The sequence below is a fragment of the Streptomyces sp. NRRL F-525 genome, assembly GCF_000716605.1.
In the GTDB taxonomy this organism is placed as follows: Bacteria; Actinomycetota; Actinomycetes; order Streptomycetales; family Streptomycetaceae; genus Streptomyces.
In genome coordinates this window covers 132,363-148,066 of sequence record NZ_JNXE01000021.1, presented here as the reverse complement: position 1 = coordinate 148,066, position 15,704 = coordinate 132,363, and the positions used below count along the sequence as shown (strand labels likewise).

At 70.0% G+C, this 15,704-nt stretch carries 10 protein-coding genes and 5 pseudogenes; 8 read left to right on the top strand and 7 right to left on the bottom strand.

The window, feature by feature from the left end:
* Window positions 1-44 precede the first annotated feature (44 nt).
* Window positions 45-1,694, bottom strand: a complete 1,650-nt coding sequence (locus tag OO69_RS28195) for an alkaline phosphatase family protein (protein ID WP_033283596.1) — start codon at window positions 1,692-1,694, stop codon at window positions 45-47.
* A gap of 336 nt (window positions 1,695-2,030) precedes the next feature.
* Here OO69_RS28195 and OO69_RS28190 point away from each other — a divergent pair, with 336 nt between their 5' ends.
* Window positions 2,031-3,782: a hypothetical protein gene (locus tag OO69_RS28190; protein ID WP_234444552.1), complete on the top strand. Its 1,752-nt coding sequence runs from the start codon at window positions 2,031-2,033 to the stop codon at window positions 3,780-3,782.
* A 270-nt stretch (window positions 3,783-4,052) separates the two neighbouring features.
* On the opposite strand, the pseudogene OO69_RS28185 reads toward OO69_RS28190, so the two are convergent.
* Window positions 4,053-4,304, bottom strand: a pseudogene (locus OO69_RS28185) (helix-turn-helix domain-containing protein); the annotation flags it as partial.
* A 58-nt stretch (window positions 4,305-4,362) separates the two neighbouring features.
* On the opposite strand from OO69_RS28185, the gene add reads away from it, so the two are divergent.
* The 4 genes and pseudogenes from add to OO69_RS28165 all read left to right on the top strand — a co-directional run bounded on the left by add (window position 4,363) and on the right by OO69_RS28165 (window position 7,995).
* The gene (gene add, locus OO69_RS28180; RefSeq protein ID WP_033283594.1) at window positions 4,363-5,400 is read left to right on the top strand and encodes an adenosine deaminase; all 1,038 of its coding nucleotides are present in this window, start codon (window positions 4,363-4,365) and stop codon (window positions 5,398-5,400) included.
* Window positions 5,401-5,509: 109 nt separating this feature from the next.
* Window positions 5,510-6,573, top strand: a pseudogene (locus OO69_RS53905) (IS630 family transposase).
* 238 nt (window positions 6,574-6,811) lie between these two features.
* The gene (locus tag OO69_RS28170; protein ID WP_199811045.1) at window positions 6,812-7,318 is read left to right on the top strand and encodes a sigma-70 family RNA polymerase sigma factor; all 507 of its coding nucleotides are present in this window, start codon (window positions 6,812-6,814) and stop codon (window positions 7,316-7,318) included.
* A complete protein-coding gene (locus OO69_RS28165; RefSeq protein ID WP_033283593.1) occupies window positions 7,315-7,995 on the top strand; it encodes a hypothetical protein in 681 nt (226 codons plus the stop codon). The genes OO69_RS28170 and OO69_RS28165 overlap by 4 nt, the downstream gene beginning before the upstream one ends.
* A gap of 266 nt (window positions 7,996-8,261) precedes the next feature.
* Here the strand turns inward: OO69_RS28165 and OO69_RS28160 are convergent, their stop codons facing one another.
* Entirely contained in the window at window positions 8,262-8,903 is a 642-nt protein-coding gene (locus OO69_RS28160; RefSeq protein ID WP_033283592.1) for a TetR/AcrR family transcriptional regulator, read from the bottom strand.
* Window positions 8,904-8,987: 84 nt separating this feature from the next.
* Here OO69_RS28160 and OO69_RS28155 point away from each other — a divergent pair, with 84 nt between their 5' ends.
* Together OO69_RS28155 and OO69_RS51430 are read left to right on the top strand one after the other, a co-directional pair.
* Window positions 8,988-9,725 (top strand): SDR family NAD(P)-dependent oxidoreductase, encoded by a 738-nt coding sequence (locus OO69_RS28155; RefSeq protein WP_033283591.1) that lies wholly within the window; start codon window positions 8,988-8,990, stop codon window positions 9,723-9,725.
* Window positions 9,726-9,790: 65 nt separating this feature from the next.
* Window positions 9,791-9,994 (top strand): annotated as a pseudogene (locus OO69_RS51430) (DUF664 domain-containing protein); the annotation flags it as partial.
* Window positions 9,995-10,008: 14 nt separating this feature from the next.
* On the opposite strand, the pseudogene OO69_RS50405 reads toward OO69_RS51430, so the two are convergent.
* The 3 genes and pseudogenes from OO69_RS50405 to OO69_RS28140 form a co-directional block, all read right to left on the bottom strand.
* Window positions 10,009-10,862, bottom strand: a pseudogene (locus tag OO69_RS50405) (IS5 family transposase).
* Entirely contained in the window at window positions 10,769-12,601 is a 1,833-nt protein-coding gene (locus OO69_RS28145; RefSeq protein ID WP_078652593.1) for a phosphatidylglycerol lysyltransferase domain-containing protein, read from the bottom strand. Before OO69_RS28145 ends, OO69_RS50405 begins: the two are co-directional and overlap by 94 nt.
* Window positions 12,602-12,978: 377 nt before the next feature.
* Window positions 12,979-13,416, bottom strand: coding sequence for a hypothetical protein (locus tag OO69_RS28140; RefSeq protein WP_033283590.1), 438 nt, complete (start codon window positions 13,414-13,416; stop codon window positions 12,979-12,981).
* 82 nt (window positions 13,417-13,498) lie between these two features.
* Between OO69_RS28140 and OO69_RS28135 the strand changes: the two genes are divergently transcribed.
* On the top strand, window positions 13,499-14,992 hold the full coding sequence (locus OO69_RS28135) for a hypothetical protein (RefSeq protein ID WP_234444551.1): 1,494 nt from the start codon (window positions 13,499-13,501) through the stop codon (window positions 14,990-14,992).
* Between the two features lie 48 nt (window positions 14,993-15,040).
* Here the strand turns inward: OO69_RS28135 and OO69_RS28130 are convergent.
* A pseudogene (locus OO69_RS28130) lies at window positions 15,041-15,463 on the bottom strand (GtrA family protein); the annotation flags it as partial.
* Between the last annotated feature and the right edge of the window lie 241 nt (window positions 15,464-15,704).

Sequence of the window (15,704 nt, the reverse complement as noted above, 5' to 3'; positions counted from 1 at the left end):
TGATTGCCAGTTGGACGGCCATCCGGCTTTCCCGACCGAACGACTCAGCGGACCGGCAGTACCGCGGTGTGTTCCTCGCGTACGGCCTGCAGGGAGCGGGGGTCAAGACCGAGCAGGCTCAGGATCGTCGGTGCGATCTGCTTGGTCTGCACGCTCGCGGAGTCGCGCACGCCGTCCGGGACAGAGGCGCCGGACACGACGAGGGGAACGGCGAGGTCGTCGGAGTGGCCGCCGCCGTGCTCGGCGATCTTCTTGGTGCCGCCGGTGTAGACGACGCCGTACTGCGCGACTCCGAAGAGGTCAGGGACCCGGGCGTCGCCGGGCTTGACATGGAAGTAGTCGGCCGCGGCCTTGCCGGCGTAGACCTTGCTGAGCCCGCTGTGGGTGTAGTCCGTGGGCGCCTTGTTGATGTCGGTGCCGGTGCCGTTCTGCGCGAGCAGGTACTTCTTGGCGAACGCGGTGGCGGCCGCGGAGCGGTCGGAGAGCCACAGCAGCATGGCGTCGTCGTCCACGGCGTGTGTAACCAGGTCGGCGGCGCCGGGGTGGAGCTTCTTCCAGGCGGCGTTGAGGCCGTCAAGGAGCGGGCCGTCGTCGACGCGGGTGAGCGCGGCGGGGTCGGTGGGCGACTGGCCGTGCTTGGCGGAGAGGATGACGGTGGTGCTGCCGGAGAGGTGCCGCCTGGCGATCTCGGCGGTCAGGGCGCCGATCTCCGTGTTGACGAAGTCGAGGTTCTTCACCAGCAGCGGGCCCGGGACGTTCTTGGATGTGTAGCCGCCGGTGAGGCCGTCCGAGGCGGGCAGCTTCTGCGCGGTGGAGACCGACTGGAAGTTGAGGCCGAAGATCGCCGGGGTGCCGACCTTGTGGGTGCCGCTGTGGTCGTAGCCGTCGATCTCGTTGAGGACGGCCTTCACCTTGTAGCCGTCGTACTGCTCGGTGGCCTTGTTGTCCGTGGTCCAGTCGTTGCCGGCGGCGTAGCCGAGGGCGTCGCTGTTGATCTCCGGGGTGAACAGGTCCTGAACGCCGGTGCCGGAGGGGCCGTTGAGGATCTCGTAGGCGGCGTGCTTGTCCGACCATGCGGTGCGCAGACCGGCCTGGCGGGCCACCTCGAAGATCGTGTTCACCTTGAGGTAGGAGTGCGGGTAGACCGGCTTGCAGGTCTTCGGGTCGACGGGCAGCTTCGACGCGTTGATCAGGCTCTGCGGGTGGCCCGTCATCGACAGGATGCTGTCCGGCAACCCCGCGAGGCCCTGGCCGGCGTCGATGGAGGTCTGGTTCTTGTCGAGGTCCTCGGTGAGGTCCACCTCGACTCCGGGCTTGACGCCCTTGCAGCTGGTGGTGCCCGCCGGGAGGAGCGCGGCGTTGTAGGTGTCGTCGTAGTAGACGCCCGTGGTGCCGGGGCTGCCGCCGGTCGCCTGGGCGACCATGCCGGGGAAGGAGTCGGACGGCGTGGTGGTGCGGGCGTGGGTGTACTCCACGCCGCCGCCGACCAGCCGGGCCAGGGCGGAGTTCGGGTGCCGGGCGATGTACCAGACCAGGTCCGACTGGTGCAGCCCGTCGACGGAGACCAGCAGGACGTGTCGGGTGGCGGCCGGGTGGTGGGAGGCGGCGAACGCGGCGGGCTGGGCGGCGGTCACCCCGGTGAGAACTCCGGTCGCGGCGAGGAGGGCTGCGGGCCTGACATAGCGTCTGGACATCTGGTTTCTCCCGGGTGTTCGGGGCGGGCTACGGGTGCCGGGCTCATCAGAGGCCCGCCTTGTGTACCGGAAACGGCACATGTGTGAACACGCCCGGAATGAGCGGTCGGGTCTTCACCAAGCAGGCATGGGTTTCCCCAAGACGGAGAAACGCTCGCGGACCGGGAGAGCAAGCCCGGGTGGCGCAACGAAGCCCCTGAAGATCAAATCCGTGAGCGGGCCGGCACCCCTGAACACCGGACCAATTTCTTATGGCCCTCTCACCTCATCCGGACGAATTCAGAGCGCCAATCTTCCTTCTACATGATGTAGTAGATCAGTATGGAGAAGGTGGACATGGCCGCCCATACCGTCGACACCGGAGGCTGGCGGCGCTACGCACGCCCACCCGCCGCAGGCCGACCGCGGGCTTCCGACGGCGCGGACAGCCCCCAGCAGTGGCATCGGGGCATGGCGCTGATCGGCACGATCAGCCTGTTCATCGGCACCCGCTCGGCCTGGACCCAGGCGATGCTCTCCGATCCGCCCGTCGCCGCGGTCATCTCCGTCTGTTACGCCGGGATCCTCGTGTGCGGGGTACTCGCACTCGCCGTACGAGGCCGGCGCGCCCTGGTCCGGGTGGACGCCGGAGTTCTCGTCCTCGCGGTGGTCCTGGTGGTCTGCGGTTACTGGCTGAACCACGCCGGTACCGACGAGGGCGTACTGACCGCGCAGGCCGCGAACCAGATCGCGCACGGCCGCCCCGTCTACGGACAGCCCTGGCCATGGCTGTTCGGCACGTCCCATTCCGGCCTGACCAAGACGATGTCCGGCTCGGCCGACTACACCTACGGCTATCCACCGCTGACCGCCCTGCTCGCCGCACCGGTCCACGCCCTGCTGCACACCTCGGCAGCCGCCACCCTGGTCACCACGGGGGCGCTGATCGCCGGAACGGTCACCCTGTGGCTACTGCTGCCCGCCCCCTGGCGATCGGCGGCCACCGCCGTGTGCCTCGGCTTCGGCATCCTCCCCGGCTACGCCCGCTCCGGCTACCCGGCGATCGTCGCCCTGGCCCTGCTGATCCCGGTGACGGTCTACTGGCCGACCACCGGAGCAGGCGGACGCCTGGAACGGAGCGGGGTGCTGCGGGCCGTGTGCCTGGGTGCCGCCTGCGCCGCCCAGCAACTGGCCTGGTTCTTCGCCCCGTTCCTCCTGATCGGTCTCTACGCGGTACGGCGCGGCGAACTCGGGGCCCGTCCGACAGCTGCCGTGGTGGCCCGTTTCGCCGGAGTAGCGGCGCTGACGTGGGCAGGCGTCAACGCCTACTTCGCCGCCCAGGGCTTCTCCGCCTGGCTGCACGGACTGCTGCTGCCCCTCACCCAGAAGGCGATCCTGCACGGCCAGGGCCTGATGGGCATCTCCTACTACTTCACCGACGGCAGCAGCCGCCTCGACTACTACTCCTACGCCAGCGAACTGCTCCTCGTCGGCCTGCTCGCCGCGACCCTGCTGTTCGCCCGCCGTCTGGGAACGGCGCTGACCGTGCTGCCCTGGCTGTCCTTCTACCTCGCCACCCGTTCCCAGGACGGCTACTTCCTGATGATGACCCCGCTGTGGCTGGCCGCCGCCGCGACGGTCCCCTCCTCGGCCCTGGCCCATGCGTGGCAGCCCCGTATCCCCCGCCTCACCGGCCGCCCCGCGAAGGCCGCCGTCGCGATGGTGCTGGTGACCCCGGCACTGCTGTGCGCCTGCATCGCCGCCGCCAGCCCGCCGCCCCTGCGCATGACCCTCACCCCTCACCTCACCGGCCGGTCCCACCCCTCCGTCACCTCCGTCACGGTACGCGCGGCCAACACCACCGGCACCGCCCTCACCCCGCACTTCGCCAGCCGCCTCGGCCAGGGCGCCTCCAACTGGTGGACCATCACCTCGGGCCCCACCACCCTCGCCCCGCACAGCACGGCCGTGTACGTCGTACGACCGGCCGGCGGCCACCGCGCACTGCCAGGCGGACAGCGGCGCATATACCTCATCGCCGTGACCGGAACACCCATGACGATCAGCACCGCACGCATCGAGGCCACCACGAAGGCCGTCAACCGGTGAGGGGCAGCCGAACGGGAAACGCGGCTCCTGCCGGGGAAGCAGCGATCCGCAGACGGCTGCCGTGGGCGTTGACCGTGCGCACGATCGGCCCGCATGAGGGGCCGAAGACACGGTCGTCTCGCCCAACGTCTTAACAGACCTGACCCAGGTCCGGGACCGGCTCCGAGCCTTCGAAGACCGCTACAGCGCCACGGCACAGCCGTTCCAGTGGAAGTTCACCACCACCACCGACCTGGACGATCTGCTGGCCCGGCTCGGCCGAAACACGCAGATGATCCGGTCTGCGGCCGACTTCGAAATTCCGAACAGCGGAGCCGGCTGTCGCATCGTCAAGTTCGTGCGCCAGTACGCCGTCACCAGCAGAACACGGTCCTCCAGCGGCAGACTCCAGGGACGCCCGCGCCGTTGATCCGCAGCCTGCTCGCGTCGAACCTCGGCTACCAGCTTGGCGAAGCAGCGCGGGGTCAGACCCGTGAAGGGCTCTGTCCATGACGGCACCGACGCCGTGATCACATCAGCCACGCAGTGATGGCTGCATCTCCCAACGGCCGCCAAGAGGGTAGCCATAGAGTGAGGCGCCATGCGAAGCCTGGACCATCTGCCGAAGGCCCACCTCCATCTGCATCTCGAAGGTGCGATGCGTCCCGCCACGCTCGCGGAGCTGGCAGGCGCGCGTGGCGAACGACCGCCAGATGCAGGCGGCTTCACCTCGTTCGAGGACTTCGGTGCCTTGTACGGCGCCGCTGCCGGGATGGTGCGCGAGGGCCCGCGCAGGAATCTTCTGCGGCTGGTACGCGAGGTGGTCGAGGACGCCGCCGCGGACGGAGCGGTATGGATCGAGCCGCACCTGAACCCCCTGACCTATGAGGACGATCCGGACGCCGCGCTCGACGTCCTGGACGCGGTGATCGACGAGGGCCGCCGCGCGGGCGCGCAGCTGGGCGTCGGCTTCGGCATCCTGGTGTTCGCCCGGCGCAACGCGGACCCGTCGGAAGCGGTCGAGGCCGCCCGCCTGGCGGCTAGACGATCAGACAATGGGGTGGTCGGCTTCGGCCTGGCCGGAGATGAGGCCCGCCACCCCCCTGAGCCGTTCGCTGAGGCGTTCGCCATCGCCCGCGATGCCGGGCTGATTCCCGCCCCGCACGCAGGGGAATTCGCCGGTCCGGCCGGCGTGCGCGCCGCACTCGACGTCCTCGGCGCCCGACGGATCGCCCACGGCGTACGGGCAGTCGAAGACCCGGCACTTCTTGCCCGCCTGGCCGCGGAAGGCACAGTCCTCGACGTCTGCCCCACCTCCAACGTCGCCCTCGGGGTCGTCACATCCCTGGCTGCGCATCCCCTGGCGCGGCTCCTGCAAGCAGGCGTCCGGTGCACCCTCAACGCCGACGACCCTCTCCTGTTCGGTCCGGGTCTGCTGCAGGAGTACGAAACAGCCCGCACGGCGCTCGCCCTCACCGACCCCCAACTCGCCGCCGTGGCCCGTACCTCGCTCGAAGCCTCCGGCGCCCCGCGCGCCACCGTGGAAGACGCAGTCACCCGCATCGGCGCATGGCTGGACATCCCGGGCCAGGCAACTACGCCTCCCAACCCAACAAGCATGTCGGCCGCCGCACCATAAGGCGCCGTCTGGAACAACCAGCCAGAGATTGCGGGACAACCGTTACTGACCTTCAAAGCGTGGTGTCGTGAGGGCTGACAGCTGGTGTTCCCGGCGGTATGCCGTCTTCATGAGGTACGCGCAGGGTGGCGGGCTGACCGCTGAGCGTCGGGCGTTTCGGGAGCGGCTTCGGGCAGAGGCGGCCGAGCGATTCGCGTGCGGTGACGACACCGCCGTTGTCGCTCATGATCTGCGGGTCACTGTCCGCTCGGTGCAGCGCTGGCGCAGAGCGTGAGCCGAGGGTGGGACGCGGGCTCTCGCGTCGAAGGGGCCGGCGTCCCTGCCGCTGCTGAGCGATGAGCTGTTCGCGGTTCTGGAGCGGGAGTCGGACAAGGGCCCCCTCGCGCACGGCTGGCCCGACCAGACCTGGACTCTGGCACGGATCAAGACCCTGATCGGGCGACGGTTCCACAGGAGTTACACGGTCCAGGGCGTCGCGGCCCTGCTCAAACGGCACGGCTGGACCTGCCAGATTCCCGCCCGCCGGGCCCTGGAACGCGATGAGACAGCGGTGGCCGGCTGGGTGAAGGAGACCTGGCCGCACGTGGAATGACAGCGGCGGCGCTCGACGCCTGGCTGGTCTTCGAGGACGAGGCCGGCTTCTCGATGACGCCGCCGACCGCCCGCACCTGGTCCCGCCGCGGCCGCACTCCCGTCGTGCGCGTGCGGGGCCGCTCCCGCCGACGCTTATCCGTCGCCGCCCTGGCCTGCTACAAACCCGGCGAACGCTCCCGGCTGATCTACCGGCCCTGCCCGGACGCCCGCCCCGACGGACGCAAAAGCTTCTCCTGGCAGGACTACCGCGACCTGATCCAGACCGCGCACCAGCAGCTCGGCGGCCCGATCGTGCTGGTCTGGGACAACCTGAACACCCACCTGACGGCCGGGATGCGCCACTACATCGCCGAACGGGACTGGCTCACCGTCTACCAACTCCCGCCCTACGCACCCGACCTCAACCCGGTCGAGGGCATCTGGTCGGTACTGCGGCGCACCACCACGGCCAACCGCGCCTTCGCCGACCCGCACAACCTGATCAGCGCCGTCCGGCGCGGCTTACGCCAGCTCCAATACCGCCACGACGTCCTCGACGGCTGCCTCACCGGCACCGGACTGGCACCCGCCTCACCATGACGACATCACGCATTCAAGGTCAGTAGGCGCCGTGGGCAGCGTCAACGAGACTGCGCAACGATCGACGATCCAGCCCGGCGCCCTGAGGTACCGGCTCCCCCGCGCCCGGGAGCTGTTCAGCCTGGCCCCACCCGGACGACCCGCTGTCAGCCGGCTTCAACTCCGGCTTGGACGACTGCCGTTGGAGCCAGTCACCAGAACAGGTAAGCCGATCGCGGCCCCGAAGCGTTCAGGGGGTGTGAAGCAGCTGGAGTTCAGCGAGTTCTACGAGGCCAATCGGGACGTCTGCCTGCGGGCGGTGCTGGCCGGGGTGGGTGATCGGCAGTTGGCCGAGGACCTGGTCGCCGAGGCGTTCACCCGTGCCTGGACGTCGTGGCACGTGGTGCGCCGGCACCCCGCGCCCCGTGCCTGGGTGGTCCGGACCGCGTTCAACACCCGGGTGTCGTGGTGGCGCCGACGGCGGCGCGAGGTCGCCATCGACGTCGTCCCCGACACCCCGGAGGTCGCGGCCGGTGACCGCGGTCCGGACACAGGGCTGGACCCCGACCTGCTCGCCGCGCTGCGCGGCCTGCCGGAGCGGCAGCGCGAGGTGATCGCGTTCCGGGTCTTCCTCGACCTCGACACCAAGGCCACGGCCGCGGCTCTGGGGATAGCACCCGGCACGGTCACCGCCCATCTGGCCCGGGCCGTCGCGACCCTGCGCGGCCACTTCGTGAGCACGGACAATCTGGAGGTCAGGCCATGAGCCTGCACAGCATGAACGACGACACCACCGAGGCCGAGCAGGTGCTGGGCGCCCTGCGGCAGTCCATGGACGGCGTCACCATGGACGCCCCGGTCGAGCGGATCACCGCGGCAGGCCGGGCCCGGTCCCGGCGGCAGCGCCTCGCCAAGGTCTCCGTCGTCGCCGCGGCGGCGGCCGGGCTGGCGCTCGGCGTCAACAGCTACGGCAATCCGGCGACCGCGCCGCCCGCTGCCGGGAACAGCACCGGGGCGGGTTCCGTGCACATCCACACCGCCGCGTTCAGCGTGGACACCAAGACTGACGGCACGGTCCACGTCAGCTGGGACAAGGCGAAGTACTTCAGCGACCACGCCGGCCTCCAGGCGGCCCTGGCCAAGGCCGGGCTCCCGGTGATCATCAAGGTCGGCGAGTTCTGCCTGGGGCCCGGCGACGACGCCAGCCTGGACCACGGCCAGGGCCCCGGAGTCGCGCAGGTCGTGAAAGGCGAACGCAAGAGCAACGGCAGGGTGGACCTGGTGTTCACCCCCTCGGCGATGCCACAGGGCAAGCAGCTCTTCATCGGCTACCTCAACGCCGCCCAGCTGGCGGCCAGCGGGGGCCGACCCGGCTCCGTCGAGCGCCTGGTCCCGACCGGCGTCACCCTGAACTGCACCACCCAGGCGCCGACGCACGACTGACGACCGCACCCGCAAGTGATCTGTGGGTACGCGGGCCTGGTGGTTCGGCTGGTGGATGGTCAGCCGGACGTCTCGCGGGCGAGCACGAGTCCGGTGCTCGCCCGTGGCAGGTGGGTGGGTGGCTTGGCGGCGCGGTCAGAGATCAGGCCCGCGATTGCCCGGTGGGTCTGCGTGCAGGTCTCGCGACGTCCGGCGAATCTGCGGCCCGTGTCCCTTGCGGTGTCCTAGGCACGTCCGGCGAATCATGTGGCCGTGATGGCACCGAGTTAGTTCTCGGGGGCCGGACTGCGCACGGTTGCGAGGCGTTTCCGCCCCTCGGACATGGGCAGGACTGCCAGTGCGGTGTCTGCAATGTTCCGCAGCGTCTCCGGGGCCAGACCGGCCTTGCCTACCGCCTCGATACCGCGGACCACCGTCAACAGCAGTGCCGCCAGCCGCTCCGGATCCGCAGCGCTGTCGATGTCGCCGTGGCGCTGGGCGGCGCTGATCTCCGTCCGCAGCAGGGTCAGCAGTGCCGTCATGGTCTCGGCCGACCGTCCGGCGACCGTCGGATCGTGCTGGGCCAGTTCCGCCGCGCCCTTGGCCATCAGGCACCCGCGGCGCTCGGTGTCTGAGGCGGTGTTCTCCGCCATTAGGTGCACGTATCCCGACAGCCGGGCCAGGGCCTCTGCGTCCGGGCCACCTGCCAGCCGCTCTTCGGCCACCTCAACGACTGCGGTGCACCAATCACCAAACACACGGTGGAACAGCTTGCCCTTGTCGCCGAATGCGCCGTACAGGCTGCCCTTGCCCAGGCCGGTCGCCTGGGCGATGTCGTCCATCCGGGTTCCTGCATAGCCGGTCGCCCAGAACTGTTCCCGGGCCCGCTCCAGGACTTGGCGTTCGTCGAATGCGCGTGGTCTCGGCATGATCTCACCCTAACCATTCTTGACTCGATCGTCCATTACTGCCTACGTTATGGACGATCCATTCCACAACTGAAGGGGTTCGACATGCCAGGCGTGCTGCACGAGAAGGTGGCCGTGATCACCGGAGGGACCAGCGGGATCGGGCTGGCCATCGCCCACCGCTTCGTCCGGGAGGGCGCACGGGTCTTCGTGACCGGCCGGGACATCGCCCGCCTCGAAGCGGCAGTCAAGGAGATGGGCCCCGCGGCCACCGGCGTACGATCCGACGTCTCGGTCCTGGCCGACCTGGACGCGCTCTACGCGCGAGTCCGCGAGGAGACCGGACGCATCGACGTTCTGGTGGCCAACGCGGGAATCGTCGCGGACGCCGCGCTCGGCGCCCACACCGAGGCGAACGTCGATCTGACACTCGCCGTCAACGTCAAGGGCCCACTCTTCACCGTCCAGAAGGCGCTTCCGCTACTGGCGGAGAACGCCTCCATCCTGGTCATCGGCTCAAGCAACAGCATGCGCCCCAATGAGCATCTCGAGGTCTACAGCGCCTCGAAGGCAGCGTTGAGCAACCTCGTGCACAACTGGGCCCGGCAATCGCGAGAGCGTCGATTCCGGGTCAACGTCCTCAGCCCGGGACCCACGCGGACCCCTGCCCTGCTGCGCGCCGCGGGGCCGGACGCCGACCGGTTCGCCGAGGCCGTCGTGCCACTGGGGCGGCTGGCCGACGCCGAGGAAATTGCCCAGGCCGCCCTCTTCCTGGCTTCGGACGCCTCATCGTTCGTCACCGGCGCCGAACTCTTCGCCGACGGCGGCTACACCCGGGCCTGAACGCCGGGCGGTGGTGCGCAACGGGTCCCCTCGAAGCGACAGGGCCCACTCCCAGCCGCGCGCGTGCGTCGTACGAGGCCCAGTGCGCTCGAAGCAACGAGATCGTGGCCGCGGGCTCTTTGGCTGACGTCGGCCGCCACCCCGACTGCCGGTCCGGTAACGCCGACCTCCGCTGAATGCTCATCCATCTCGTCGAGGAGACCGGACGGCACGCAGGGCACACGGAGATCATGAGGGAGCTGCTTGACGGGGCGAAGGGGTACTACTAGGTCTCACCAGTGGGTCACGACCGGAGCCGAAGTCGGATCGAGGCAACGGTGACGGTGCCGTAGAAGACATAGGCGCGTTTGTCGAACCTCGTCGCGAAAGCCCGGAAGCCGGAAGCTCTTGAGGGCATTGATCGTCGGCTCCACCTCGGTCCTGCGTTTGTGGATCGTCCTGTCGAAGCCAGCGGGCCTACCGCCCTTGCTGCCTTTGTGCTGTCGGTTGGTCCGCTGGTTCTTCGGTTCGGGGATCGTATGTTTGATCTGGAGTCGCCGCAGGTGGCGGCGGTTACGGCGGGATGAGTAAGCCTCGTCTCCGCCGAGGTGGCCAGGCCGAGTCCGCGGTCGCCCGCCATCCCGGCGGGCGACACGGACACGCTCCATGACCGGGACGGGCTGCCGAGCGTCGCCCCACTGCCCCCGGGGTGATCAGCAAGGCGAGTGGGCGGCGTCCGCCCCCACCGGCAAGGTGGATCTTGCAGGTCAGGCCGCCTCGTGAGCGTCCCAGGCCCTCATCGGGGCGGTGCTGGAGGGGAGTGATCTTTTCCCGGAAGTCGCGGGGGGTCTTACGTGCTCCCGCAGCGTGTTGGTGGGCCCGGCAGGAGGTGGAGTCCACGCTCACCATGGACCAGTCGATTCGGCCTTCCGCGTCAGCATCGGCGAGGACAGCCGCGAAGAGCTTGCCCGCTGTGCCATCCGCTGACCAGTGCCGATGCCGCTCGTAGCAGGGCGTGCCCGTTCGGCTTTGCGGCCGGAAGACCTGCCCGCGGTCGAGCCGCCTCACAAGCCGTGGGTCACCGGGGCCGGTTCTGCCCCGGAGGCGGCGGAACGCCCGCGGCGCCGGAGGGCGGGCAGCGGTGGCGGGGTGAGGAATCCCTCGGCGCGGGCGCTGGCCAGGCCGATGCGGGGGATGTCGGCGCTCTTGGCGAACAGCAGGAAGCGGGGTTCCCACACGGGCCGGTACTTGGCGTTGGCGCGGTAGAGCGACTCGATCTGCCACCAGCGGGAGAAGAAGGTGAGCATCGAGCGCCACAGCCGCAGTACCGGGCCCGCGCCGAGGCGCGCGCCGCGTTCGAAGACCGAGCGGAACATGGCGAAGTTCAGCGACACCCTCGGTACGCCCAACTCCTCGGCACGCAGCAGCAGTTCAACGACCATGAACTCCATCAGGCCGTTCTCGCAGGCGCGTTCCCGGCGCATCAGGTCCAGGGAGAGTCCGTGCTCACCCCAGGGAACGAAGCTGAGCAGGGCACGCGGTTCACCGTCGGCGTCGCGGCATTCCAACATCACGCAGCGGCCGTCGCCGGGGTCGCCGAGCCGTCCCAGCGCCATGGAGAAGCCGCGTTCGGTCGGTCCGTCGCGCCAGTGGTCGGCCTTGTCGATCAGCAGCGCCATCTCGTCGTCCGCGATGTCCTCGTGGCGTCGGACGCGCACCGTGTATCCGGCCCGGCGCACCCGGTTGTGGGCCTGCCGCACCACTCGCATGGCGCGTCCTTCGAGGGTGAAGTCGGCGATCTCCACGATGGCCTCGTCGCCCAGTTCCAGGGCGTCCAGCCCATGCCGGGCGTAGATGGTGCCGGCCTCCTCGCTCGCGCCCATCACCGCCGGGGTCCAGGCGTGACGGCGGGCCTCCTCCAGCCACGCGTCGATGGCACCGGGCCATGCCTCGGGGTCGCCGATGGGGTCGCCGGAGGCCAGACTGACGCCGCCGACCACCCGGTAGGTGACAGCCGCCTTGCCGCTGGGCGAGAAGATGGCGGCCTTGTCGCGGCGCAGGGCGAAGTAGCCGAGGGAGTCCCGCTCACCGTGCCGGGCCAGCAGGTCACGCAGCCGCTGTTCGTCGTCCTCACCGAGCAGGGCGCGACCGCGCGGGGCACGGAAGCAGGCGTACAGGACGAGCAGGAAGGTCGCGGCGATCAGGATGTTGATGAGGACGTCGACCCAGCGCGGCGCGTGCACGGCGTCGACGCGGTCGGCGAGCGGGCCGACGCTGATGCCGCGCAGCAGGGTGTAGGCGATCTCGTCGGTCAGCGTGGCGCCGGGCAGCTTGTTGGTGGCGGCGACCAGCAGCGTGCCGATCGTGCCGCTGACGAGGAGACCGCCCGCTCCCGCGGCGAGGGCCAGCTTCGGGTTGGAGCGGTCCCCCACAGCCGTGAACTCCCCGCGCCCGAGGAGCAGCGCGGCCACGAACAGGCCGGTGAGCAGCAGGGAGCCCCAGTTGGTGATGTGCTCGCGGTAGGCATCCTGGGTCATGGCCAGCGTGTAGAGCGCGAAGAGCCCGCCGGCCAGCAGCAGGTTGAAGATCCACGCGGCCCGTTTGCGGCGCCGCATCACCATGGCGAGGAAGAGTGCCAGCGCCGCCGAGACGAGCCCGGCGGTGGCCAGATACGGGGTGAAGTACTCACCGACGTTGTGCTCTTGGACCTCGTCGCGGAACGACAGCGAGACCACCGCCGCCAGGTTGAGCACGGCGAGCAGCCGCAGGTACCAGACCGTGGCCGAGGCCGCGCCCCCGCGCAGCCGTGTACGTGGGCGCGGTGTCCCGGTCGGGGAGGGAACGCGGTCCGTGGGCGTGTGCTCTCGGAGGTTCGAGGGCGAGAGGTGTGCGGGCACCTTGGGAGTTCACCTCGGAAGGGTGGCCGGGGTCACCGGCGTGGACGGGGACGAAAGGGAAGCTGGGCCGGCGGGTTCGCGTACGCGGATCTGATGCATGACCTGGGTTCTTCACTCGGCGGCGCATCGTACGGCTTCCCGCGCGGCGAGGTCGTCTCCGATGGGCTGGACGGACCCAACCCGCGACGTCGCCGGAGGACGGCCCGCGGCAGGTCGACGGGGACACCGCCGCTGCGCACTCCTGGATATCGACCGGCGCCAGGCCCTGCCGGTGGCCCGCGGTGCGTCGAGGCAGTCGCGCTCAAGCCGTCCCGTTCGCCGAAGAGGCGTCACGCCGGACGGAGTCGCGGGCGCTGGAGCGGACACCGCAGCGGATCTCACCGCTTCTCCTCCCGCACACAGGCGATCGACACGTTGTCCGAGACCGTGCAGTACAGCTGCACCCGCATCCCGGCCGCATGCTGCGCCGGGCAGAGGAAGACGTTCCTCTCACCGTTGACGCCGTCCGGATGCCTGCCCAGCCGCAGCGGCGCTCCCTCCGTCCCCGCGTCCAGGTAGAGGTCCCAGACCCATTCCCGAGCGGTGCACGCGGTGGCGAGGGCGTCCAGCGGAAGCCGTACCTGGAACCGGCCGCCGCAACTCTCTGCGGGCAGCCACATCTCGGCTCGGCCTCCGTCGCGGGCCCGGAGCACGAGGGTGGCCTGGTCGGCGACAACTCCGACCAGGGACAGCCGCAGCACGATCCGTCCCAGGCGCGGCCGGACCTCGTCGACCTTCGCGGTGCGCTCCGAGGACGTGCGAGCTAGTTTGACCATGTTTAACCCGGCCCCTGCAGGTGACCCTACAGCCTGTAGGGTCATGACCACCCTACACACTGTCAGGGGCAAGGGACGGACGATGACCAGACCCGTGCACACCGTGACACTCGACCGCATCGGCGGCCGGGAGCCGCCGCTCGGCCCGGCCACGGGCTGGAGCCGCAGGGGCCAGTGGTGGCTGGCGGCGGTGGCGGGCGCCTTCGTCCTGGCCCAGTTGGTGGTCGTACGACCGGGGATGGGGCTGGGCTGGGACGAGTCGGTGTACGTCAGCCAGGTCAGCTCCCACGCCCCGGCATCGTTCTTCAGCGCCCCGCGCGCCCGCGGCATCTCGCTGCTGGTGGCACCGGTCGCCGCGTGGTCGTCGTCCACCCCGCTCCTGCGCGTCTACCTGGCACTGCTGGCGGGTCTCGGGCTGTTCCTGGCGCTGCGCGCCTGGCGCGGCCTGTTCCCGGTCCGGGTACTCGCGCTGGGCGGCGCCCTGTTCGCGAGCCTGTGGGTGACCGTCTTCTACGGCCCCCAGGCCATGCCCAACTACTGGGTGGCGGTCGGCGCCCTGGCAGGTGTCGGCTGCTTCCTCCAGGCCCAGACCCATCTCACCCGACGTGGTCCGGTGTGGGGGCTGGCGGCAAGTGCCCTGCTGATGGCGTGGATGCGGCCCACGGACGCGGTGTGGGTGACCTTGCCGCTGCTCTTCGCCCTGGTGGTTCTTCGCCGCTGGCGGCACCGGCGGCTGCTCATCGCTCTGGCGGCCGGCCTGGCGGCCGGGGCGGCCGAATGGGTGATCGAGGCGTACGTCCGCTTCGGGGGCCTCGGTCAGCGGCTGTCCGAGGGATCCGACATCCAGGGCGGTCTGGGCTGGCACGTGGCCATCGGTGACCAACTGCGCAGTCTGAGCGGGCGTTCGCTGTGCCGCCCGTGCACCGGCGCGATGCCGAACCCCGCGGTGACGGCCTGGTGGTTCGCCCTGCCGGTGCTGGCAGCCGTCGGGCTGGCAGTCGCTGTCCGGGGCCGGCGCACGCCGCCCACCGCACTGCCGTTGGCCTGCGCGGTGACGGCGACGATCCCCTATCTGTTCCTCATCGGATACGCCGCGCCCCGCTTCCTGCTGCCCACCTACGCGCTGCTGGCCATCCCGGTCGCCGACGCGCTCGTCCGGCTGGTCACCGCGCCGGGCAGAGCCTGGCGCCCGGTCACCGTGACGCTGGTGGCGATGGGCCTGGCCGGGCATCTGGCGGTGCAGTACGCGGTGCTGGCCCACACCGTTCAGCGCACCACGGCCGCCCACAAGGGCTGGGAGCGCACCGCCGCCGCGCTGCGCCGGGTCGGCGTACGCCCACCGTGTCTGCTCACCGGGCCGTCGACCCTCCCGATCGCCTTCTACGCCGGGTGCGGCTCCGCCAGTACCAGCGGCCCCAACGCCAACGCCGACGCCGCGACCATCACCCAGGCGGCCCAGCGGATGCCGGTCGCCGTCCTCACCACCGGCGCGACCCGTCCGCCGTCCTACGCCCGCGGTTGGAGGCTCGTCCGGCTGGAGGGTGCCGTGTACGCCTACATCGCCCCCGCCTCATGACCGCTCCTCGCAGGCGTCCGCCGCACGGGGCCGCTCTCAGCGCCGTACCCGGAACACCCAGGTGCGGTAGGACCAGAAGCGGAAAAGGGTCCCGCACACGATCCCCAGGACCTTGAAAAGGTTGCTCTGAAGGGCCGAGTCCCAGCCGAAGTCGTACGTCGCGACGTACAGCACTCCATTCTCGATGATCAGACCGACGACGCTGAAAAAACAGAAGAGAGCGAACTCCGCGGCACGGCCCTGCGGGTCACGGTGCCGATAGGCGAAGTACCGGAAACCCAGGTAGTTGAAGACTATGGCCACGATCGTCGCAATGACGCTGCATCGCACCACGGGCAGGGACGTCACCGCTCGGCTGAGGTTGAACACCGCGAGATTCACCCCGACGCCCAGCCCACCGACGGCACCGAACCTGGCGACCTCCCGAAGCAGCGCGGAACGATCCGTACGCTTCGTGTCCGATCCATCCATGGTTTTCAACGGACGCGCAGACCTCCAGACGTTCGGGCTTCGAAATCGCGTGCGGCATTCACTATAAATATCACCGATTCTCACGAAGTAAGAGATTTCCCGGACTTGGAACCCGGCCTCCCGTTCGCCCCCTCCTACAGGGCGGGAAAAGGAGGTCGAAATCGGTGACAGTCCCGTGAAGACGATCGGCGCGTTCACGCGGCGGTTCACGCCGATTCCCGATCCACGGCCCCAGCGGCGG

Excerpts from the sequence above, each read along its gene's own strand:
- OO69_RS28195 (WP_033283596.1), bottom strand. The coding sequence starts at position 1,694 with ATGTCCAGACGCTATGTCAGGCCCGCAGCCCTCCTCGCCGCGACCGGA.
- OO69_RS28190 (WP_234444552.1), top strand. The coding sequence starts at position 2,031 with ATGGCCGCCCATACCGTCGACACCGGAGGCTGGCGGCGCTACGCACGC.
- add (WP_033283594.1), top strand. The coding sequence starts at position 4,363 with ATGCGAAGCCTGGACCATCTGCCGAAGGCCCACCTCCATCTGCATCTC.
- OO69_RS28165 (WP_033283593.1), top strand. The coding sequence starts at position 7,315 with ATGAGCCTGCACAGCATGAACGACGACACCACCGAGGCCGAGCAGGTG.
- OO69_RS28160 (WP_033283592.1), bottom strand. The coding sequence starts at position 8,903 with ATGCCGAGACCACGCGCATTCGACGAACGCCAAGTCCTGGAGCGGGCC.
- OO69_RS28155 (WP_033283591.1), top strand. The coding sequence starts at position 8,988 with ATGCCAGGCGTGCTGCACGAGAAGGTGGCCGTGATCACCGGAGGGACC.
- OO69_RS28140 (WP_033283590.1), bottom strand. The coding sequence starts at position 13,416 with ATGGTCAAACTAGCTCGCACGTCCTCGGAGCGCACCGCGAAGGTCGAC.
- OO69_RS28135 (WP_234444551.1), top strand. The coding sequence starts at position 13,499 with ATGACCAGACCCGTGCACACCGTGACACTCGACCGCATCGGCGGCCGG.